Source organism: Chryseobacterium tagetis, from assembly GCF_016735585.2.
Lineage (GTDB): Bacteria > Bacteroidota > Bacteroidia > Flavobacteriales > Weeksellaceae > Chryseobacterium > Chryseobacterium tagetis.
Genome location: NZ_JAERSE020000001.1, coordinates 298,388 through 319,883, shown reverse-complemented (window position 1 = coordinate 319,883; position 21,496 = coordinate 298,388). Strand labels below are relative to the sequence as shown.

21 protein-coding genes are annotated in these 21,496 nt (G+C 33.6%); 9 read left to right on the top strand and 12 right to left on the bottom strand.

The window, feature by feature from the left end; all coding sequences use genetic code 11:
- Nucleotides 1-44 precede the first annotated feature (44 nt).
- On the bottom strand, nt 45-2,579 hold the full coding sequence (locus JI747_RS01430) for a phosphoenolpyruvate carboxylase (RefSeq protein ID WP_225685745.1): 2,535 nt from the start codon (nt 2,577-2,579) through the stop codon (nt 45-47).
- Nucleotides 2,580-2,920: 341 nt separating this feature from the next.
- Between JI747_RS01430 and JI747_RS01425 the strand changes: the two genes are divergently transcribed.
- The 9 genes from JI747_RS01425 (at nt 2,921) to JI747_RS01385 (ending at nt 9,063) form a co-directional block, all read left to right on the top strand.
- A complete protein-coding gene (locus JI747_RS01425; protein ID WP_225685743.1) occupies nt 2,921-3,586 on the top strand; it encodes a hypothetical protein in 666 nt (221 codons plus the stop codon).
- Between the two features lie 55 nt (nt 3,587-3,641).
- Nucleotides 3,642-4,046 (top strand): hypothetical protein, encoded by a 405-nt coding sequence (locus JI747_RS01420; protein ID WP_225685742.1) that lies wholly within the window; start codon nt 3,642-3,644, stop codon nt 4,044-4,046.
- 34 nt (nt 4,047-4,080) lie between these two features.
- Nucleotides 4,081-4,680: a hypothetical protein gene (locus tag JI747_RS01415; protein WP_225685741.1), complete on the top strand. Its 600-nt coding sequence runs from the start codon at nt 4,081-4,083 to the stop codon at nt 4,678-4,680.
- Nucleotides 4,681-4,705: 25 nt separating this feature from the next.
- The gene (locus tag JI747_RS01410) at nt 4,706-4,954 is read left to right on the top strand and encodes a hypothetical protein (protein ID WP_225685740.1); all 249 of its coding nucleotides are present in this window, start codon (nt 4,706-4,708) and stop codon (nt 4,952-4,954) included.
- A 70-nt stretch (nt 4,955-5,024) separates the two neighbouring features.
- The gene (locus JI747_RS01405; RefSeq protein WP_225685739.1) at nt 5,025-5,459 is read left to right on the top strand and encodes a WG repeat-containing protein; all 435 of its coding nucleotides are present in this window, start codon (nt 5,025-5,027) and stop codon (nt 5,457-5,459) included.
- 95 nt (nt 5,460-5,554) lie between these two features.
- A complete protein-coding gene (locus JI747_RS01400; protein ID WP_225685738.1) occupies nt 5,555-6,718 on the top strand; it encodes an iron-containing alcohol dehydrogenase in 1,164 nt (387 codons plus the stop codon).
- A 179-nt stretch (nt 6,719-6,897) separates the two neighbouring features.
- Nucleotides 6,898-7,362 (top strand): lipocalin-like domain-containing protein, encoded by a 465-nt coding sequence (locus tag JI747_RS01395; protein ID WP_225685737.1) that lies wholly within the window; start codon nt 6,898-6,900, stop codon nt 7,360-7,362.
- 67 nt (nt 7,363-7,429) lie between these two features.
- Nucleotides 7,430-8,083, top strand: coding sequence for a GDSL-type esterase/lipase family protein (locus JI747_RS01390; RefSeq protein ID WP_225685736.1), 654 nt, complete (start codon nt 7,430-7,432; stop codon nt 8,081-8,083).
- Nucleotides 8,084-8,094: 11 nt separating this feature from the next.
- Nucleotides 8,095-9,063 carry a tetratricopeptide repeat protein gene (locus JI747_RS01385; RefSeq protein WP_225685735.1) on the top strand — a complete coding sequence of 323 codons (969 nt, stop codon included), beginning with the start codon at nt 8,095-8,097 and terminating at the stop codon, nt 9,061-9,063.
- A 33-nt stretch (nt 9,064-9,096) separates the two neighbouring features.
- Here JI747_RS01385 and JI747_RS01380 read toward each other — a convergent pair whose 3' ends face one another.
- The 11 genes from JI747_RS01380 to purM all read right to left on the bottom strand — a co-directional run bounded on the left by JI747_RS01380 (nt 9,097) and on the right by purM (nt 21,428).
- A complete protein-coding gene (locus JI747_RS01380) occupies nt 9,097-10,449 on the bottom strand; it encodes a DEAD/DEAH box helicase (protein ID WP_225685734.1) in 1,353 nt (450 codons plus the stop codon).
- A 94-nt stretch (nt 10,450-10,543) separates the two neighbouring features.
- Complete coding sequence (locus tag JI747_RS01375; protein WP_225685732.1) at nt 10,544-12,184, bottom strand: ABC1 kinase family protein; 1,641 nt, start codon at nt 12,182-12,184, stop codon at nt 10,544-10,546.
- 141 nt (nt 12,185-12,325) lie between these two features.
- A complete protein-coding gene (locus JI747_RS01370) occupies nt 12,326-12,553 on the bottom strand; it encodes a hypothetical protein (protein ID WP_225685730.1) in 228 nt (75 codons plus the stop codon).
- A gap of 48 nt (nt 12,554-12,601) precedes the next feature.
- Nucleotides 12,602-13,438 (bottom strand): prephenate dehydratase, encoded by an 837-nt coding sequence (pheA, locus tag JI747_RS01365; protein ID WP_225685728.1) that lies wholly within the window; start codon nt 13,436-13,438, stop codon nt 12,602-12,604.
- 123 nt (nt 13,439-13,561) lie between these two features.
- Complete coding sequence (locus tag JI747_RS01360) at nt 13,562-14,368, bottom strand: putative phage abortive infection protein (protein WP_225685726.1); 807 nt, start codon at nt 14,366-14,368, stop codon at nt 13,562-13,564.
- A complete protein-coding gene (locus tag JI747_RS01355) occupies nt 14,352-14,669 on the bottom strand; it encodes a hypothetical protein (RefSeq protein ID WP_225685725.1) in 318 nt (105 codons plus the stop codon). The genes JI747_RS01360 and JI747_RS01355 overlap by 17 nt, the downstream gene beginning before the upstream one ends.
- A 147-nt stretch (nt 14,670-14,816) precedes the next feature.
- Nucleotides 14,817-16,346 carry a glutamine-hydrolyzing GMP synthase gene (guaA, locus tag JI747_RS01350; protein ID WP_225686781.1) on the bottom strand — a complete coding sequence of 510 codons (1,530 nt, stop codon included), beginning with the start codon at nt 16,344-16,346 and terminating at the stop codon, nt 14,817-14,819.
- A gap of 294 nt (nt 16,347-16,640) precedes the next feature.
- Nucleotides 16,641-17,879, bottom strand: coding sequence for a phosphoribosylamine--glycine ligase (purD, locus tag JI747_RS01345; protein WP_225685724.1), 1,239 nt, complete (start codon nt 17,877-17,879; stop codon nt 16,641-16,643).
- Nucleotides 17,880-17,968: 89 nt separating this feature from the next.
- Complete coding sequence (gene purH / locus JI747_RS01340; RefSeq protein WP_225685723.1) at nt 17,969-19,486, bottom strand: bifunctional phosphoribosylaminoimidazolecarboxamide formyltransferase/IMP cyclohydrolase; 1,518 nt, start codon at nt 19,484-19,486, stop codon at nt 17,969-17,971.
- A 302-nt stretch (nt 19,487-19,788) separates the two neighbouring features.
- Complete coding sequence (gene purN / locus JI747_RS01335) at nt 19,789-20,355, bottom strand: phosphoribosylglycinamide formyltransferase (protein ID WP_225685722.1); 567 nt, start codon at nt 20,353-20,355, stop codon at nt 19,789-19,791.
- 80 nt (nt 20,356-20,435) lie between these two features.
- Nucleotides 20,436-21,428: a phosphoribosylformylglycinamidine cyclo-ligase gene (gene purM / locus JI747_RS01330; protein ID WP_225685721.1), complete on the bottom strand. Its 993-nt coding sequence runs from the start codon at nt 21,426-21,428 to the stop codon at nt 20,436-20,438.
- Between the last annotated feature and the right edge of the window lie 68 nt (nt 21,429-21,496).

The following is a 21,496-nucleotide window of genomic DNA, read 5'->3' as shown; positions in this document are numbered from 1 at the left end:
TTTGAGATTCTTCACTTCGTTCAGAATGACAATCGGGACAATTATTATGCTGAATTTCTACTCGCATTAATATTTCCAAACAACGAACGTGTTACCAGCTTTCCATAAGCCCCTACATTTCCTTCTCCTTTCTGAATTTTCATTAAAGCATACTGCTGAATACTCAATAATGGCAAAACAATTCTCTCACGGATCTTCACAGATTTTCTTGAAAGCGGATCCTCTTCCTGTAGCATTTTAAAGCCTGTCAGTTCCAACATAATATTTTTGGAAAGCGTATACTCATCAAATAAAACATTCCAGAATGCACCGAATTTGGGATTATTTTTAATATAATAAGTCAACGGGAAATAGGTCTTATTCATGCTCATCATTGAGTTCAGCACTAAAGTTTTAAAGAAATCCGAACCTTTGTACAACTCTATTACCTCGTCAAATCTTCCCTGCTCTTTCAACTGCTGCATCGCAAAACCGAAACCGAAAAATCCGGGAACATTCTGCTTCAGCTGTGCCCATGAACCTACAAACGGAATCGCTCTTAAATCTTCAAATTTAAGCTCACTTCCACCTCCTCTTTTTGACGGCCGGCTTCCGATATTGGCTTTTCCATAATATTCAAGCGTACTCATTTCCTGAAGATACGGCACAAACATTGGATGCGCTTTTAAGTCAGAGTATTTCTGATAACTAATTTCTGCCAATTCAATGATTAATGCTCTTTCTTTTTCCGTTAAATCTTTTTTAGCGTTTTTAAAAACATCATTCTCCACTCCGGCTGTCAGAAGCTGCTCAAAATTGTATTTTGCCTGCTCCTTATTTCCGAAAATACTGGTAATCGTTTGTCCCTGAATCGTTAATTCAATTTTATTATTCGCGATTGTTTTTCCTTGCGAAGCGTAGAAATCGTGAGTTTTTCCGCCACCTCTTGCCGGTGGACCCCCTCTACCATCGAAGAACACCACTTTAATTCCGTTTTCTTCGGAAAGCTTCGTTAATACTTCTTTCGCTTTATAGATTTCCCAGTTTGCTTTCAGATAGCCTCCGTCTTTTGTTCCGTCTGAGAAACCAAGCATAATTGTCTGTTGGTTTTCTCTTTTCTCTAAATGCTTTTTATAAACCGGATTCTGATAAAGCTCATGCATTACATTTTCAGCATTCGCAAGACCTTCCATTGTTTCGAAAAGCGGAACAATATCCATATTAATGTCTTCATCCTGATACCCACAAATTTTGAAAAATGCATACACATTCATTACATCTTTTACTGCATCGGAATTAGAAATAATATAACGGTTCATTCCTCTCAATCCATTCAGTTGCTGAATTTCAGAAACCTGAGAAACCGTCAGTAAAGTATCTTTAATAATATCTTCAAAATCATCTGGATTTACTTTCTCTGAAATCTGAATTAATCGATTAAACTTTTCTTCATTACTTGCTTCACTATCTCCATAGACTTTAGCAAATACTTCATCTATAACTTTTTGATGAATTCTGCTGTCTTGGCGAACATCCAGTGTTGCAAAGTGAGTTCCGAAAATCCTTACGCGGTCTTTGAAGTTTACCAACAGATCTAAGAATAAAGAATTGTGTTCTTCCACTAAAATCTTTTCAGCTTCTTCCAATCTTTTAATAATATCATCCGCTGTGATTTTTTCATTTCTGAAAATAGCAGAATACAGCTCATTGCTCAGTTTTGTCAACACATCAGCAACTCCTCTGAAACTTAGTCTTCTTCGAACCGTTTTCAGATTATTATAATAAGCTTTTAAAATGGCAGAATGAAGTTCTTCGGCTACTCTTTTCGTTACTTCTGCAGTAACAAAAGGATTTCCGTCACGGTCACCTCCCGGCCAGAAACCTAGCTGGATCACATCTTCATGCAAATGAAAATGCTCGCTTCCGAAAGTTGATTTTATTTTAGTAAAAAGCTCTCCAATCGTATCGTAGTACACGTATCTCAGATAATAAATAATACTCAACGCTTCATCGATCGGAGTTGGTTTTTCTTTATTCACAAACGGAGTTTTCCCCAACTGCTGTAACAACATATCGATATTGGTGATAGAATCTGTTGTAATGGCATTTCTAAGATCGTGAAGAATTCTCTGCACTGAATTCGGATAAAACTGTGTCGGGTGAGCCGTAAAGACAATTTTCACTGCAAAATCTTTCAGCTTTTCACGGATTTTTTCGAGTTTATGATCCTGTAATGAACGTTCGTACATATTGGTAACCGTTCCGTTATCACTTTCGGAATGAAGGTTCGGAAAGGCGGCATCTTCAATACTATCGAATAGAACAACTTGTCTTTCAATATATTGTATAATTTTAAAAAGCAGTTCTAATTTCTGTTCTTCAGTCTGTAAATCGGTATGATTTTTAAAGAATTCTTCAACGATGTCTTCAGGTGTTTTTCCGGCTTCATAGCCGATCTTACTTTCTTCACAAAGAAACGGAAGCAACATCCCGATATTCGTCATTTTATCATAAGGCAGGCTCATAAATAATGAATTGTAGATCTGGAATTTATTTTCCACGATCTGCCTGAATTTTTCTGCGCGTTGGTCGTGTATCATATAACAAATGTAGGAGATTTTGATTTGAATTCAAATGACGATTAGTTTAAAATTATATAAATTTTATGAATATTTTTGCAGGATATATTATAGTTAATTGATAATCTCTAAAAATTTATCTTTACAAAATATTTATATAAAACTAAAATCAGCCATGAAAGCCAAGTTTATAGTATTCTCTTTTCTTATAAGTATTATTTCCTGTAATGGTCAAGAGGAAAGCCACAAAAAACTCAACCAAAAATAAGTACTACAGAAAATAAAAAATACCCTGATAAAATAGAGCTTTTAGAAACCTCAGTGACTGAGTATATGAAAATATCTTAATACAATATAACAAAATGAAATTTGGAATTATTTTTTACGCGATCTTAGGAATTTTGGCTTTTTTAATAGGTGTTTATTTATTGCAGTATTTTATTCCTCTTTCCCTTATTTTCTTTATTGGTACTTTTATTAATGGGGTTTTTATTCATAGAGAATATTCTATTCATAAGAACGAAAAAATTGAGTACCATGAAAATACACTTCCTGAAGAAGTTGTTATCAAATATTCACGTTCAGGCAGAATTATTGCCGCTGCCACTTACAGTATTTTTATGATTTTGGGATCATTTTTTCTTTTTTTCCTTAACTTCAGACTCAATGCAACAGCTATAGTTGCATTAATTATACTGAGTGCATTTACAGGTTATTTTATTTTTAAAATCATTACAGAAATAAAAAAAATATCTCAAATTATCATTTCTATCAATGAAAAAGGAATACAGATCAAGAACAATCCTATCTACTCATGGAATGATATACAGCTTGAAAAAATTACTGTAAAACGTCTTGTTACCCGAGAATCCAGACATGATTACCAACCTGAAAGTAATTATTTATACTTTTTCCATAACAATGAAAAAATTGAAATCAATATTGATGATTTTGACATTACGGATTACCAGCTTGCCCAGGTTTTAAAAATATTCAGAGCCCGTCACCATCATTCAGGCTCATTCTAATTTTGATTACAAGACATTAATAATTAATTTTACACTTCACACCAATCCATATTCCATGAAAAAGATATTTACATTTCTTGTAATCGCTTTACTTTTCACCGCTTGTGGTGAAGATTGTTATAATGCTCCCCAACCGATCGTTTTTGAATTCGTTAATGCTAATGATGAAAACCTGATCACCAATGGAAGTTTGAGCTCCTATTCGATTGTGGAAGAAAACCAAAGCGGAGTGCAGCTGACCAAAACTAATGATGATAAAATCATTTTAGAAAATGTTGGCGCTTATAACGGTACGAAAAACTATAAATTTAGTTCTCCTATTAAAAATTTTGATTTTTCCATCCAGTCATCAGAATTTAAAGGAGGTTGTGATGGTTATCAGATCAATAAACTAACTTTTACAGGGATCAAAATAGATGTAACGGATGAAAATGGATATTATAAAATTATATTCCAGTAATTGAATTGGCATTATTTTATCTTAGAAAATAGTTATGAGAATTATTTCAATCTTTTCTTTTCTGATACCGGGTGTATTGCTCTCTCAAAATACAGTTCCTTCCGATTTCAAAAAAATACCTGAAATTCTGGATAATACAGAACTGCTCTATCCTTTCATTCTTCCCGACAGAAAATATGAGTATTGGTCTGTATTCCGCAATAATCAGGATCCTGACAAAGCTGTTATCTACGAAAGTCAGGCACCGGAATTTATGACAATTAACGATCCTGCTCCCGAAAAAGGTTTTTTTCAGAAATGTCTGGGTGAAAACTGTTTTTCCTATCTTATTGCCTGTGAAAACAGCAGATCTAAATATTTTTCAAGCGAACAACAACTGAGAGATTTTATCGGCTCTGTTGATAATCTTCCGGAAGCGATTTTAATTGCACAAACCTATGGTTTTACCTTTGATTCTGCCAATTTATCCGGAGGCGCTTACAAAATTGAAGATCATTACATCACCTTATATCTTTCAAAATCTAAAGACTGTCCTCTTACAAAAGAATCATTTTTAGTGAAAGTAAACAGAAAAACAGGCAAGATAGATTCGAAAAGTAAAGGAATTTATTTAAAAACTGATGATTGCCAATAACGGAACTATATAACACCAAAAAACCATGAAAAATCAAAAATTTAAGGAATTAACGCTTGAGCAACTCTATGCTCTTAGAAAAAAACTACAGAGCATTACAATTATTATAGCTCTGTTTCTACTTATTGCTTTTTGTTTGCTGTTTTATTTTGCTGTTTCTGCAAAAAAATCTGTTCTTATTCCTACTGCTATTGGCAGTTTTATGACTTTGATGCCCACTTTGATGATTATAAATCAGATCAATCAGGAAATAAAGAACAAAAACTCACAATAATTATTCTCAATTAAAAGGTATAAAAGCTGCAGAATAGGTAGCTCCTAAAAAAACATTAATTTTAGCGTCAATGAAAAATTTAATTATACTCTCATCCATACTGTTCGGACAATTGAGTTTTGCCCAATATCAGAAAATCTATAAATATGATGAATACAACAAAGGCTGGGCAATGGTAAAAACCTCTTCAGGAACATTTGGATTTATTGATAAACAAAAGAAACTAGTAGTTCAGCCTATTTATTCCAAAATAGACAAATTCGGAGTCCTAGACAGCAATTTTGCATTAGTTAAAACCATCTCTGATGGATATGGACTAATTGATAAATCCGGAAAAGAAATACTGCCTGCAATCTATTCCAAAATTGAAAAGTTTGATGCTGTAAAAAAAGACTTGGCTTTAGTAAAATCAAGAACAAATCATTATGGTTTTGTTGACAGAACCGGAAAAGAAGTGATACCAGCAACTTACACTTTGGAAGAAATAAAAGCCAAATTTCAATAGGTATAAATTAAAATAATGATTGGAATTTTAAAATAATCTTAACTCATTTTTGAAAAAGCATTGCGTACATTTGGGTAACAAAAAATATAAGAACAATGCTTAATTTCGAGTTTAAAAACCCAACAAAAATACTTTTCGGAAAAGGTGAAATTGCTAAAATTTCCAATGAAATTCCTAAAGATGCTAAAATCTTAATGATTTACGGAGGAGGCAGCATCAAAAACAATGGTGTTTATGATCAGGTAAAAGAAGCTTTAAAAGATCACGATGTATACGAATTCGGCGGCGTTCCTGCCAATCCTGAATATGAAGTTTTAGTCAATGCTTTAGAGCTTATTAAAGAAAAAAATATCACTTTCCTATTAGCTGTTGGAGGTGGTTCTGTAATCGACGGAACAAAATTTCTTTCTGCAGCGGCCAATTATGAAGGAGAACCTTGGGAAATACTGAAAAAGCCCGTAAGAACTTTTGAAGGAGAAGGAATGCCTTTCGGAAGTATTTTAACATTACCAGCTACAGGTTCTGAAATGAATTCAGGATACGTGATTTCAAGAAGGAAAACGAAAGAAAAATTATCTTCCGGTGGTCCGGGACTTTTCCCTCAGTTTTCTGTGTTAGATCCTGAAGTGGTAAGATCTATTCCTAAAAAACAGATTGTAAATGGATTGACAGACGCTTATACACACGTACTGGAGCAATATATGACCGCTCCTTCTTCTGCAGATCTACAGGAAAGAATTGCCGAAAGTATTTTAATCAGTTTACAGGAAACGGCTCCAAAAGTATTGGCAGATGAATTTGACTATGAGGCAGCCGGAAACTTTATGTGGTGCTGTACAATGGCTCTTAACGGATTAATCCAGAAAGGAGTGATTACGGATTGGGCGGTACATGCAATGGGACATGAATTAACCGCTTATTTCGGAATTGATCATGCAAGAACTTTAGCGATCATCGCTCCATCGCACTATCGTTATAATTTTGAAACTAAAAAAGGGAAACTGGCTCAGTATGCAGAAAGAGTTTGGGGTATCAAAGAAGGTTCTGTAGAAGAAAAAGCAGAACTGGGAATCAAAAAAATGGAAGAATTTTTCCATAGCTTACAAATCCAGACTAAACTTTCTGAATATACGGAAGATTACAAAGGAACTGCAGAAAAGGTAGAAAAAGCCTTTACAGACCGAAACTGGCTAGGTTTAGGAGAATATAAAAAGCTTACTCCACAAGATGCTTACAAAATTGTAGAAATGAGCTATTAATACTGTTTAAGGGTTAGAGTTTCCTATTTAAAATTTAAAATATCAGACAGGGAACTCTAAACTTTGAACCTTAAACAGGTAAATTTATTTTTTTTGCAAACATTCATTTAAAAAACCTTTATTTCATTACTGATATTACAAATTTATTTATATTTTAGCACATTCTTAAATTTGTGATAATGAAAAAACAGCTACTTTTATTTGCCTTTTCAGCCTTAGCGCTTACTTCTTGTAAAGAAGATGATAATATGCAAGCATACGAATTAGATATTCTAAAAGGGGATTGGAAGACAAGTAAAACGGAAATTGTATCAGGAAAAGATGGTAAAACAGTTCTTTTAACAACACCGGTAACCGGATGCAGCACAAAAGACGTTACTTATTTCAGTATTGATTATTCTACTTCATATACATATTATAACGGTACAGGTGCAGATTGTAAAATCGCCGGGAAAAGTGAAGGTAAGTATACTTATGATACGGAAACTAAACTTCTTACTATAAAGTATAATAATGATAGTGACCAGCCTTATAGAGTAGAAATCTTATCAAGCTCTGAGCTTAAAATTTTAGATTTATCAAGCGATATTGATTATAACGGAGATGGAGTGAACGATCTTGTTTACACTTCATTTAAAAGATAATAACACATAACTCCCGATTTTTTCGGGAGTTTTTTTATACCTTTATCGTACAAAAAATTTAGAAACAATGAAGAAGATGTTATCAGCATTCTTATTGCTGACCTTTGCCCTTTTCTTTTCTCAGGAAAAAAAGCCGATGTACTGGCAAGACATTCAAAATTTCAAAAAACTTGATCAGGAAAATACTCCTCCAAAAGATGCAATTCTGCTGATAGGAAGCTCCTCTTTCACAAAATGGACTGATGTAGCCAATTATTTTCCTACTAAAACAATTATCAACAGAGGTTTCGGAGGTTCAAGACTTACTGATCTTAATTATTATGCTAATGATCTTTTAAATTATGAACCTAAGCAGATCATCATTTATTGTGGTGAAAACGATTTTGCAGATGATGACAAGCTAAAAGCAGATGTTGTTGTTGAAAGATTCAAAACGTTCTATCAGAAAGTCCGTCAGAAATTCCCGAAAATAGAAATAGATTATATCTCGATAAAGTATTCGCCAAGCAGAGAGAAGCTTTGGCCTCAAATGAAAGAAGCAAATACAAAGATTGCCAAATTCATGAAGAAACAAAAGAATTCAGAATTTATAGATATTACCGGCGTTATGAATGATGCAAACGGACAGATCCGAAAAGAACTTTTTGTAGAGGATATGCTTCACATGACGCCTGAAGGGTATAAACTTTGGACTTCTGTGATGAATCCTTATATGAAATAACTTTAACCTTGATGAAAAAACAAATAACCATTTTAATTCCAATTTTCATTTGCACTTTATTTTTTGGGCAGAAAGGAAAAGATAAACTTCCAACAGAGTCTGAAATTCTAAAAGAAATTTCTGAAAAAGCTTGCAAATGCATTGACTCAATCAATACTTACGATAAAGTAAAAGATGCTATAAATAAGGAAATTAGTTCATGCATTGATAAAAATGTATTGGTTTATTCTATGAGTAAAAATCTTGCAAAAACAAATGCCGATATTGAAAGTGGTAAAATAAAAGATAAGAAAGTCAATATAACTATTAATTCAAATCCTGAATCTGATGATTACAAAAAGGCTTACTATGAAATTGAAAGCCATTTAATGGAGAATTGTCCAAAGCTTAGAACCTTAGTAAATGTAGCAGAAAGCAAACATGATGCAATGACTAAAAATGATGAAGCTCTTGGTTTTTATAATAAAGCAATTGAAGCATCAGAAAAACAAGATTGGAAAGAAGCTATTAAAAACTACAAATTAGCATTAGAAAAAGATCCTAAATTTACTTATGCATGGGATAATATGGGAGTTTGCTACCGAAGAATTGAGGAATATGATAATGCTTTGAATGCTTATAAAAAGTCACTAGAAATAGATCCTAAAGGGAAAATGCCATTACAAAATATTGCGATGACATATGTTTACAAAAAGGAATATCAAAAAGCAATTGATTCTTACTTAGTTCTTGATAAAGTACATCCCGGTGATGCAGAAGTGTACTATGGAATCGGTCAGATTTATTATGAGTATTTAAAAGACAATGAAAAATCTTTAGATTATATGTCAAAAGCATATAATATTTATACTGATCAAAAATCACCTTACCGAACCGATGCTGAAACCATAATCAGCTATATTTATAAAAAAATGAAAGATGAAGGTAAAACAGATAGATTCAAAGAAATTTTAAGTAATAATAAAATAAGATTCGAATAAAAAACTCCCTCAAATTGAGGGAGTTTTTTATTTTTATTTCTTTCTCTTAGATTTAGAGATTGATTTTTGCTGTGCTCTATTCGCTCCAAATTTCTTAGGTGCTTTTCTCTTTGAAGGCCCACCCCAGTTTTCTTTGGTATTTTTTGCTTTCTTTTCGTGGAAAGCTCCTCCACCGTCATTCAATTTTATAGGAGCCGGATTTTTCATGGCAATGTTTTCTTCTTCAGAAGCGATCTTTTTAGGATTTATTTTCACCTCTTCAGGGAAATCGATGAATTTTAAATCTTTATCCATCAATAGCTCAATATCAAGAATCGAAGCTTCTTCTTTTTTCGTTACGAAAGTGATTGCTTTACCATCTTTATCTGCTCTACCTGTTCTACCAATTCTGTGAATATATTGTTCTGGAATATCCGGAGTTTCAAAGTTGATAACGTGCGTAATATCTGAAATATCCAAACCTCTTGCCATTACATCTGTGGTAATCAATCCTCGTATTTCTTCATTCTCAAAACGTTTCATTGCTTTCAATCTGTAGTTCTGAGATTTATTGGAGTGAATTACATCAAACTGTTCAGGGAAAAGCTCATCAATTTTAGTAAATAATAAATCTGCATGCTTCTTATTATTATTGAAAATCAAAACTTTAGACATATCCTCTTTGTTTTTCAATAAATTTTCAAGCAAATTGATCTTCGTATTGAAGTTTTCAACTTTATAGGCAGTCTGCTCAATTTTTTCAAGAGGAGTTCCTGATTTTGCGAGTGAAATTTCAACAGGACTTGCAAAATACTCGTCTAACATTTCGTCAACAGCTTCAGTCATGGTAGCAGAGAACAGAATATTCTGTCTTTTCTCTTTCATCATCTCAAAAATATGCGTCAACTGAGGTCTGAATCCTAAATTCAGCATTTCATCAAATTCATCAATGATCAGTTTCTGAACTTCTTTTAATGAAATTGCGTTGTCAATAGACAAATCCATTACTCTTCCCGGAGTTCCCACCAAAATATCGCAACCGTCATTAAATAACAACTTTTGTGTATTGATATTTTTACCTCCGTAGATCCCTATAACTCTTGCAGTGATGTTTTCCGTTAATTTTTCAAGGATTTCTGTTACCTGAACCACCAATTCTCTTGTTGGAACCAATACCAACACCGTTGGATTTCCGGTTTTGTTGTATTTCCATGTTTTTAAAACGGGTAAAAGATAAGCCAATGTTTTTCCTGTTCCGGTTTGAGCAATTCCCATTACATCTCTTCCAGAAAGGATTGGTTTCAAGCTTTTTTCCTGAATAGGAGTAGGTTCAAATAATTCTAAATCTGCTAAAACATCAAGAATTTTAACCGGAAGGTCAAAATCTGCAAAAGTGAGTTTTTCCATTTTGCAAAGATAGACAATTAATTTTGTATGATTTTGACGTGAATTGTGTTGTTTTTTCTTATCCCGCAGATTTTTCAGATGACGCAGATTATAATCACTTTCTTGTAATTCTCAACAGAATAACGATAACTAAGAATACTGAAAAGATAAATCCTAATACAGCAACCAATGACATCTCTCCTATTCTGGGTCCTGCTTCTGAAACAAATACAATCGCTGTTGCAATAATATTGGCTCCCAAAACCATCGTTAAAATCAAATTAACAATGCTGGATTTGATTAATTGGTTCGTTTTATCCAGATTTTTTATCTCGCTGGACACCGTGAATTTATTTTCATCCAATTTCTGCAAAACAGAACGCAGTTCTTTAGGAATTTCATCCACATTATCCGTGAAATTCATGATCCTGTCCATTCCGGTTTTCAAAAGATTTTTCGGATTGATTTTTCTTGTAAATATTTTTTTAGTGAAAGGATGAAGACTTTTTACAACATCAAGATCAGGATTAATGCTTCTTCCCACCCCTTCTATCAAAGTAATTCCTTTAAACAAAAGATAGAAATAATCCGGCATATACAATCGGTTATCCGTCAAAACATCTTTCATTTTGTTGATAATTACCTGTGCATTGATTTCCTTTAAAGAGGAACTGTGAACAAAATTCAGGATATCTTCTACATCGCCTTCAAATCTTCTTTCATCGGGAATCTTATAGCTAATCGCCATTTTTTTTAGATATCTAACAATTTTATGCGGGTTTTTAGCCACAAAACTTACGATCAGATTTTCTAAAACCTCTTTATCATTAGGTGGAATTTTCCCTACTGCCCCAAAGTCGATGAAAACGACCTTTCCGTCTTTTTTTACTAAGATATTTCCCGCATGAGGATCTGCGTGGAAAAAACCATAATCCATGATCTGAGAAACAAAAAGCCTTAAACCAACTTCTGAAATATAGGCAGGATCAATATCATGGGCTAAAAGAACATCTGTATCGGTAACTTTTATTCCGTCAATAAATTCCATGCAGAGAACATTGTTATTACAAAATTCTTCATAGATTTTTGGAACATAGGTTTCTTTATTGTTTTTAAAGTTCCTTCTGAACTGTAGGATATTTTCTTTTTCGTTAATGAGCGAAACTTCCTCCAATAAAGATTTTTCAAATGTGGAAATTGCCTGTTTCAGATTAAGTTTTTCTCCTATTTCTGAGTAAGAGGAAATCAATTTTTCAAGATCTTTTATCAATAACAGATCGTCTTCAATAATCTTCTGGACATCCGGTTTTTTAATTTTTAAAATGACCTCGGTCCCATCCAATAAAACTCCTTGATATACCTGAGCAATGGAAGCGGTTGCTAATGGATCTTTCTGAATATCGGTAAAATGTTCGTTCACAGAAATATCAAATTCATTTTCAAGAATCTCTTCAACATCCATTTCCACCTTATCCACTTTATCCTGCAATTTCTGTAATTCCTGAATCAGTTCTTTGGGAAGCAAATCTTCTCTGTTGCTGAATGTTTGTCCCAATTTTACAAAAGTTGGTCCCAGTTCTTCTAATACCAATCGAATTCTCTCATACACGGTTCCTTTGGAAATAACCTCTTCTGAAGTTTCATCCACTTTTTTTCCACCCTGCATTCTTGCCAATACATCTTTGAATCCGTATTTGCTTAATACAGAAAATAGTCTGGCTGATCTTTTGAGTTTTCGTTGCTGTTTATCAAACATAATCTTTGTGAAAAATAGATTGTTCTAAGGTATTCAAAAAATGGAAACAAAAAATGTGATTTATATCTTAGCATTTGAAAAATAAATGTAAAAACATAATAAAAAATAAAAGTACTAAACCATGAATTACTATACTGTATTTCAAATATTTTTCTTGATAAGAATAATATTAATCAGATTAACAATCAATAAAGCAAGTGTTACAATAGGTAAAAACATTAAAAGTAAAATTCCGAGACCGGGATTACAAGGTCCCGTTTTATCAAAATATTCTCCTAATAAGCTCAATAAGTAGTAAACAATATAAAATGCAATGGTCAGAATTGCACTTTGAAGTGCTTTATTTTTACTATTTAAAATGGCTATCATAAAAATACACTCAAAACTGTAATTGTTTACTTGTATAAAACACAATAATTATTCCATAAACAAATATTCATTATAATGTCCTAAAAACTTCACATTGGCTTTAAGAGCAATCAATTCATCAATTGCATTTTGAGATAATACAGGATGCCATTCGCTTGCTACGTTGATTAAGAAAAAATAGTTTCCTAATCCGGTTTTCAAGGTACGGCTTTCTATTTTTGAAAGGTTCATTTTTCGCCAAGCAAATACAGAAAGTACTTGGTGAAGACCTCCTGCATGATCTTCAGGAAGGGTAATAATAAGAGACGTTTTTTCTGAAGTTTTCTGTAAGGGAAGATCTAAGATTTCTTTATTTTTAGAGATCACCACAAACTTTGTATGATTCTGTTCAAAATCCTGAATATTTTCATGAATGATCTTTAAGCCATATAATTTAGCTGCGGAACGGTTGGCTACAGCTGCCCACTTTTCATTTGGATTTTCAGATACTAATTTTGCCGCAGCAGCAGTAGAATTAAAGTCCTGCGATGGAATTTTCGGGTAATTTTCGTGCCTAAAATGATAGGTTTGTGCCAACGCCTGCGGATGAGAAATAATCTTCTCCACCACCGAATTTTCAGGATGTACCATCAAATGATGGGCAATAGGCATCACCAGTTCCGTTTCTATAAAAACATCAAAATTATAGAGATAATCCAACGTCATAGAAACTGTTCCTTCTATCGAATTTTCCAGGGGTACAACGGCTTTTTCCACCTCATTATTCATTACGGCATTAAAACAATCCAAAATACTGGATTGGGGTATCAATTCTTCCTCCGGAAATATCTGTGAAGCCGCCAACTGCGTAAAACTCGCCTGCGGACCAAGAAATGCTATCTTCATAGAACAAATGTAGAAAATATTAAACAAAAAAATCCCGTCCAAAGGCAGGATTTATATTTAAAATTCAAGTCAAAAAATTATTCCCACTCGATGGTTGCAGGTACTTTTATTAAACTAAATAAATTATTTTTTACTAAAAGTAAAATTTAATTCAAAGCTAAATATTTTGTTTGTATGTATAATTTTTTTTATTTCTTTTTTATCTTCCTCAAAAGCATTATTACTATACAAACCTCTTAATTCCATAGGAAAATCATATCCAGCAACATCTTTTAATATTGAGTATTTTTCTATTCTTTTTTTGAAAGCTTTAAAGTCATCACTCGCAATAGCATTATAAAAAATAAAAATTAATTCATCGGAATGTAATTGTGCACGTAACAAAGATGCATATTCTTCTTTTCTTTCATCTAAACATTGTTTATCTATCATTTTTAAACAATTATGAAGAACTTTCATAAAAGGAGATGAACTTTCATTTATATCATCATAAACTGACCAAAATGAAGTTTGAAATGATATTAAATTATCAGTTGTAACATTATTCTTCTTTTCAAAATTATAAGTGGATTCTATATCTTTATTGATTCTATTTATTGCATCAATTCCTTTAAGATCTTTATTATTAAATTTCCTACGAATAACATCTCTTTTAATATCAACGGAATCAAAAAGTATTTGAAAAATATATTTAAACTCTGATTGTCTATTTTCTTTATTCTGATTATTAATAATATTATATGTTAATACGATTGATATAATACCTATTAACGGGCTTAATGAGCCCCCTAAAAAATCTCCAAAGGTTCCCCATTTTTCATTACTAGATGATAAACTTGCATGGAATTTAATAAAATACAATAGTAATAAAATTAGATATACTATTATAACAAGAGCCAAAGGCCAATATTTTTTAATAAATATCATCATCCTCATACTCTTCAATATGTTTAATTTCTAATTCAGGATTTTCAATCACTATACATCCTTCATATGTAAATTCTTCGTAGTTAAAAGCTCCGACGGGATACTCATATCCTTCCACAATAATAGTTAACTCATTTTTACATCTTACGCAATTTGACATATATTGCCAAGTATACTGCAGCTCATACCCCATACTCCTTTCATCCGAAGAGATATCTGCATCATCAAAATCCACAGGATCAATATCGTATTGTTTTTGGCATCTTTTACATTTAATTTTTGGTCCTTTACTTATTATCATCATAATATACAATTATAAATATAAAATCATGTACAAAGCAAGAATATCAACAACTTATTTTAAATATAATTAAAATACTATATAATAATTTTTATAAAAAATCCCACCCAAGATGGGCAGGATTTATATTTAAAATTCAAGTCAAAAAAATTATTCCCACTCGATGGTTGCAGGTGGTTTGCTTGAAATATCGTAAGCTACTCTGTTGATTCCTCTTACTTCGTTGATGATTCTGCTTGAAACCGTATCTAAAAACTCGTAAGGAAGTCTGCTCCAAGTTGCCGTCATAAAGTCAATTGTGTTTGCAGAACGAACTACCGCAGTATATTCGTAAGTTCTTTCATCTCCCATTACTCCAACAGATTTTACCGGAAGAAGTACTACGAAAGCCTGAGAAACTTTTTCATACAAATCGTTTTTGTATAATTCTTCGATGAAGATATCATCTGCTTCCTGAAGAATTCTTACTTTTTCAGCATCTACAGCTCCCAATACTCTAATCCCTAATCCTGGACCAGGGAAAGGGTGTCTGTGTACCAAATGATGAGGAATTCCCAATTCTTCCCCTACTTTTCTTACTTCATCTTTGAATAGTTCTCTTAAAGGCTCAAGCAATTCAAATTCCATATCTTCAGGAAGTCCACCAACGTTGTGGTGAGATTTGATTACTGCAGAAGGTCCGTTTACAGACTGACTTTCGATTACATCAGGATAAATTGTTCCTTGAGCTAAGAATTTAGCGCCTTCAATTTTATGAGATTCTTCATCAAAAACGTGGATAAATTCGTTTCCGATGATTTTTCTTTTTGCTTCTGGATCATCAACTCCGGCTAGTTTTGATAAAAATCTTTCTTTAGCATCTACCAATTTGATATTCATATGGAAATGTTCTCCATAATTATCCATTACTTTTTTGTCTTCGTCTTTTCTTAAAAGTCCAGTGTCAACAAAGATACAAGTTAACTGATCTCCGATTGCTTTATGAATCAAAACCGCGGCTACAGAAGAGTCTACTCCTCCTGAAAGTCCTAGGATCACTTTTTGATCTCCAACTTTTTCACGGATTTCTTCAACTGTTTTTTCTATATAGTTGGTCAGTTTCCAGTTTTTCTCTGCATTACAAATTCCGAAAACGAAATTTTCTAACATTTTTCCCCCTTCTTCTGTATGAGAAACTTCCGGGTGAAACTGTACACAGTAGATTTTTTTATCTTCGTCTGACATTGAAGCGATTACTCCTGATGTTGCATTTAATTCAAAACCAGCAGGTAATTGTCCAACTTCGTCAAAGTGACTCATCCAAACTACAGAATTGTTAGAAACTCCTTTTAATAAAGAAGATTCTTTTACAATTTCTAAATGTGCTTTTCCGTATTCCCCTTTTACTCCTTTATGAACTTTCCCTCCTAAAAGGTGTGCAGTAAGCTGCATTCCGTAGCAAATTCCCAACACAGGAATTCCTTGTTCATATAATTCTTTTTCAACCAAGTGAGCGTTTTCTGCATTTACAGAACTTGGTCCTCCTGAAAGGATAATTCCTTTTGGCTGTTTTTCTAAAAGAGTTGCTAATGGTGTATTGAAAGGTAAAATTTCAGAATATACCCCCATCTCACGGATTCTTCTTCCGATAAGCTGGTTGTACTGTGATCCGAAATCTAATATGATAATACCGTTGTTCATTATTATAATTGATAAATGATGATTGATAAATGATGAGCTTTTGGTGTTTAAAAGAGCCTTTTTCATTCCGTAGAATTCTAAACTCTTTTTATTTTTTATCATTGTTGCAGGGATTCCTGCGGAATGATAAAAATTGTGTATAAACCTTAACTCAATTTTTTTAATTAAGCTTTTAAGCTTTGGCTAAAGCCAATTTGATTTCCTTTTTATTGATCGGACTAAAGTCCGATCCTATTGATGAAATCTTTACAAAAAAAGACCTGGATTTCTCCAAATCTTTTTTTGATTTTTTATTTAGAACTTTCCGATGTCTTCTCTGTAGAAGCCGTAATCGAAATGTACGTGACTTGCATCTTCGTAAACTTTTTTACGGGCATCTTCGTAAGTCGCTCCGGTAGCTACGATATTCAGTACTCTACCTCCGTTAGAAACAACAGTGTCTCCTCTTTTCACCGCTCCTGCATATAAAAGCTGGCTGTGTTTCACTTTGTCTTCTCCTACGATTTCAAAACCTGTTTCAAAGTTTCTTGGATATCCTCCTGAACACATTACCAGACAAACTGCTTTCTCGTCTTTAAATTTAAGTTCAAGATCTTTTCCGTTCATACAATCCTGAATAACATCTAAAAGATTGTTTTCCATAAGAGCCATCAATACCTGTGTTTCAGGATCTCCGAATCTCATGTTGTATTCAAGTAGGTAAGCTCCGTTTTTAGTTACCATCAATCCGAAGAAAATGATTCCTTTAAAACTGAAACCTTCTCCTTTAAGTCCTTTTAAAGTAGGTTCAAGAATATTTTTTTCAAAATCAGCATAATGCTCCTGAGTAAATTCCGGACTTGGTGCTACAGTTCCCATACCTCCAGTGTTTGGACCTGTATCTCCTTTTCCTGCTTTTTTATAATCTTTAGCAGCAATACAAGGGAAAATCTTTTCACCGTTTGAGAACGCAATGATTGAAGCTTCAAAACCTTGTAAGTATTCTTCGATCACGATACGGATACCTGCATCACCGAATACCCTTCTGATCATAAAATCATGAATGGTAGCTTCTGCTTCTTCCAGTGTTTCGCAGATCACCACCCCTTTACCTCCGGCAAGACCACTTGCTTTAACCACTAATGGATATTGCTGTGTCTGAATATATTCTTTAGCATCGTTATAAGCATCAAATACTACCGCTTTTGCTGTTTTGATATCATAGGTCTGCATAAATTTCTTAGAGAAAGCTTTACTTCCTTCTAAGCTTGCAACTTTTTGAGTCGGACCGAAAACTTTAAGATCATGTTTCTTAAATTCATCTTTCAAACCTGCAACAAGTGGCGCTTCAGGTCCTACAATCGTTAAATCTACTTTTTCCTTGATCGCAAAATCTCTAAGTTCTTTAATCTCTGATAAATGAACATTTTTCCCTATTGCATCGGTAGTAGCATTTCCATTGGCAAAAAACATTTTAGTAACTCTAGAGTCTTTCTGAAGTTTCGCTGCCAAAGCAGATTCTCTTCCACCTTCACCTATGATTAATATTCTCATACTTTAATTATTATCTAGTCTATTGTACAAATATATAATTTTGAATGCTATAAATACAATCTCAAAATTATTTTTTAATTCTATTTTAATTAATGGAAAAAATGTCTAATTCCAGTAAACATCATCGGAATTTTGTGCTCATTTGCCGCCTCGATGCTGTCTTGGTCTTTTACACTTCCTCCCGGCTGAATAATTGCAGTAATCCCTTCCTGAGCACAGAAATCTACCACGTCACGGAAAGGGAAAAATGCGTCAGAAGCCAACACTAAGTCTCCTGAGAATTTTTCTTTCGCTCTTTCAATCGCCTGTTGAGTTGCCCAGATTCTGTTTACCTGTCCACCTCCGATTCCGAAAGCCTGAATTCCGTTTGAAACTACAATGGCATTAGATTTCACATATTTTACTACTCTCTGAGAGAACAATAATGCTTTTTTCTGCTCTTCTGTAGGCTGAGTTTCTGTTACAACTTTAATATCATCAGAGAAAATACTGTCATTATCCTGAACTAAGATTCCGCCATCAACCTTTACCCAAGTCTGTTTATCTGAAACAGGGTTTACGATTTTTATAATTCTTAAGTTTTTCTTCTTTCTTAAAATTTCCAAAGCTTCTTCGTCAAACGCAGGAGCCATAACAATTTCAAGGAATGTTTTGTTTAATTCTTCAGCTGTTGCAGCGTCGATTTTATAGTTCATTGCAACAATTCCGCCAAAGATTGAAACCGGATCACATTCGAAAGTTTTTTGATAAGTTTCCAGTGCTGAAGTTCCGATCGCCACTCCACAAGGTGTAGAGTGCTTCACTGCACAACAAGCCATTTCTTCTTTGAATTCTGTAACCACTTTCCAGCAAAGATCCATATCACGAAGGTTATTGAAAGACAACTCCTTACCTCCCAATTGTTCGAAATCTTTCATAGCGCCGTTTTCGAAAGTAGAAACGTAATAAGCCGCTGTCTGATGTGGATTTTCACCATATCTAAGATCAGCAACTTTTTTGTAAGATGCATTCAAATAAGTAGGATAATCTTCCTCTAAAAGCATTCTTGAAATAGCTGCATCATAAGCAGAAGTAAGGTTGAATACTTTTCCTGCCAGCTTTTTACGGGTTTCAATGTACGTGTCCCCGTTTTGCTCCATTTCGATCTTTACTGCTGTATAATCTTCAACATCAGTAATTACCGTCACAGAATCAAAGTTTTTAGCTGCAGAACGAAGCATTGAAGGACCTCCGATATCGATGAATTCTACCTTTTCGTGAAGAGAAATGTTTTTGTTTACATTTTCAAAGAAAGGATAAAGATTCACAATTACCATGTCAATCAGACCAATTCCATGCTCCTGAACTGTTTTCATGTGGTCTTCGTTTGAACGCACTGCCAACAAACCACCGTGAACTTTCGGGTGTAATGTCTTCACTCTTCCGTCCAACATCTCAGGGAAATTGGTAACCTCATCAATCTGAATTGGATTTAAACCAGCGTCTTTCAAATGTTTGAACGTCCCTCCCGTAGAAATCAATTCATAGTTTTGGGCTTCCAAAAACTGCGCGAATTCAATTAATCCGCTCTTGTCAGAAACACTGATTAAAACTCTTTTTTTGCTCATTTTACTTTCGATTTTTTACTTTTTACAGCTATTTCAAACTGTAAACCGGGTCTTTCACCTCCGATTTTACTTTTATTTTACTTAGATTTTATCTTGTTTTTCGAAATATTTAAAATCTAATTGTGTTTTATTGATTGTCCCTTTTTAACGCAAAGAGTGCTAAGTTTTTTACTTGATATTTTATTCGCAAAGGCGTTTCACTCAGCAAAGTTTGGGTATCTTTAACCACCCCGTCAAAATTCTTTCTGAATTTTGCCCCCCCTCCAAAGGAGGGGAATTTTTGTATCGCTAATAATTTGTGTTTAATTATTATTCAATACTTTATTAATTGCTTTTGGAAAAATCTCATATTCAATGATATGAATTTTTTCAGCAACAGTTTCCGGAGTATCATTTTCTGTTACCTCAAATGATTTTTGAAGAATAGCTTCTCCTTCGTCAATTCCTGAAGTGACAAAATGTACGGTTGCCCCGCTTTCTTTTTCTTTAGCTTTAATTACTGCATGGTGAACATGATGCCCCCACATTCCTTTTCCCCCGAATTTTGGCAGTAAAGCTGGATGTATATTGATTATTTTCCCTTTCCAAAGTTCACAAAACTCAGGTTTTAGAATGGATAAAAATCCGGCCAATACAATTAGATCTGTATTTTCAGGAATGATTTTATTCAATTCATTGCTGAAGTTTTTTCCTCTGGGAATTAAAACGTTATCTATATTATGATTTTTCGCTCTTTCAAGCCCGTAACATTCTCTGTCAGCAATCACTAAAGATACTTTTGCATTCTGGATCTCTCCGTTATCAATAGTATCGATAATTCTCTGCAGATTGGTTCCTGAACCTGAAACGAGTATAACTAAGTTTTTCATTAATTAGAAGTTAGAAGTTAGAAGTTAAAAGTGACTTTTGTTTACCTTAAGTTCACTTTCTACTACTACATTCTATTTATTTAAAATTTTAAATCGATCTTCTCGCTTCCTTCTGTGATTTCTCCGATTTCGTAAGCATCATCAAGAAGACTTAGTACTTTTTCAGCTTTTTCAGCATCTACTACTACAATCATTCCGACACCCATATTGAATGTTCCGAACATTTCTTCACGAGCTACTCCACCTCTTTTCTCCAACTCCAACATAATACTTGGAATCTGGATTTTTGAAGCATCGATTGAAGCACATAATCCATCACCGATAATTCTTGGAATATTCTCATATAATCCACCACCTGTAATGTGAGCGATTCCTGCAACTTCTACTTCAGGAAGTACTTTATGAATATCTTGATAATATAATCTTGTAGGAACTAAAAGAGTCTCATATAAAGGTTTTCCTTCAAATTCTTCGTTGAAATCAGGGAATACTTTTCTTACTAAAGAGAATCCGTTTGAATGGAAACCTGAACTTGGCAACGCGATGATTTTATCACCTGTTTTGATTTTTGTACCATCAATAATCTGGTCTTTTTCAACGATTCCTACGCAGAATCCGGCAACATCATAATCTCCAGGTTGGTACATTCCCGGCATTTCAGCAGTTTCACCACCGATTAATGCACAGTTGTTGTCTTTACAAGCTTCTACCATTCCTAAAACGATTTCAGCAGCGATTTCTGAATCCAGTTTTCCGCAAGCCAAATAATCTAAGAAGAATAATGGTTTTGCACCATGACAAAGAATGTCATTCGCACACATTGCGAAACAGTCTACTCCGATAGAGTCGTATTTTTTTGAGTCTAAAGCTACTTTAAGCTTTGTTCCCACACCGTCTGTTCCTGAAACCAAAACAGGATTTTTGTATCCGCCGATTTCGTAGAAAGCTCCAAAACTTCCCAAATGATTCAATACATTGGAATTGTGAGTTTCCCCAACCGCTTTCTTGATCTTGTCAACGGTTTTGTATCCTTCTTCTTTGTCTACTCCTGCTGATTTGTACGTGTTGCTCATGTTTACTTTAGAAATTTATTTCAAACTTTTTATTCAAATTTAGAAAACAAAAAAGCCGACAATCTTGT

Coding starts and splice junctions, on each gene's coding strand:
- JI747_RS01370 (WP_225685730.1), bottom strand. CDS start 12,553: ATGATAGCCATTTTAAATAGTAAAAATAAAGCACTTCAAAGTGCAATT.
- JI747_RS01400 (WP_225685738.1), top strand. CDS start 5,555: ATGCTTAATTTCGAGTTTAAAAACCCAACAAAAATACTTTTCGGAAAA.
- purN (WP_225685722.1), bottom strand. CDS start 20,355: ATGAAAAACTTAGTTATACTCGTTTCAGGTTCAGGAACCAATCTGCAG.
- JI747_RS01410 (WP_225685740.1), top strand. CDS start 4,706: ATGAAAAATCAAAAATTTAAGGAATTAACGCTTGAGCAACTCTATGCT.
- purM (WP_225685721.1), bottom strand. CDS start 21,428: ATGAGCAACACGTACAAATCAGCAGGAGTAGACAAAGAAGAAGGATAC.
- JI747_RS01390 (WP_225685736.1), top strand. CDS start 7,430: ATGAAGAAGATGTTATCAGCATTCTTATTGCTGACCTTTGCCCTTTTC.
- JI747_RS01375 (WP_225685732.1), bottom strand. CDS start 12,184: ATGTTTGATAAACAGCAACGAAAACTCAAAAGATCAGCCAGACTATTT.
- JI747_RS01415 (WP_225685741.1), top strand. CDS start 4,081: ATGAGAATTATTTCAATCTTTTCTTTTCTGATACCGGGTGTATTGCTC.
- JI747_RS01355 (WP_225685725.1), bottom strand. CDS start 14,669: ATGATGATAATAAGTAAAGGACCAAAAATTAAATGTAAAAGATGCCAA.
- JI747_RS01430 (WP_225685745.1), bottom strand. CDS start 2,579: ATGATACACGACCAACGCGCAGAAAAATTCAGGCAGATCGTGGAAAAT.
- JI747_RS01405 (WP_225685739.1), top strand. CDS start 5,025: ATGAAAAATTTAATTATACTCTCATCCATACTGTTCGGACAATTGAGT.
- purH (WP_225685723.1), bottom strand. CDS start 19,486: ATGAGCAAAAAAAGAGTTTTAATCAGTGTTTCTGACAAGAGCGGATTA.
- JI747_RS01395 (WP_225685737.1), top strand. CDS start 6,898: ATGAAAAAACAGCTACTTTTATTTGCCTTTTCAGCCTTAGCGCTTACT.
- guaA (WP_225686781.1), bottom strand. CDS start 16,346: ATGAACAACGGTATTATCATATTAGATTTCGGATCACAGTACAACCAG.
- JI747_RS01360 (WP_225685726.1), bottom strand. CDS start 14,368: ATGATGATATTTATTAAAAAATATTGGCCTTTGGCTCTTGTTATAATA.
- JI747_RS01425 (WP_225685743.1), top strand. CDS start 2,921: ATGAAATTTGGAATTATTTTTTACGCGATCTTAGGAATTTTGGCTTTT.
- pheA (WP_225685728.1), bottom strand. CDS start 13,438: ATGAAGATAGCATTTCTTGGTCCGCAGGCGAGTTTTACGCAGTTGGCG.
- purD (WP_225685724.1), bottom strand. CDS start 17,879: ATGAGAATATTAATCATAGGTGAAGGTGGAAGAGAATCTGCTTTGGCA.
- JI747_RS01420 (WP_225685742.1), top strand. CDS start 3,642: ATGAAAAAGATATTTACATTTCTTGTAATCGCTTTACTTTTCACCGCT.
- JI747_RS01380 (WP_225685734.1), bottom strand. CDS start 10,449: ATGGAAAAACTCACTTTTGCAGATTTTGACCTTCCGGTTAAAATTCTT.
- JI747_RS01385 (WP_225685735.1), top strand. CDS start 8,095: ATGAAAAAACAAATAACCATTTTAATTCCAATTTTCATTTGCACTTTA.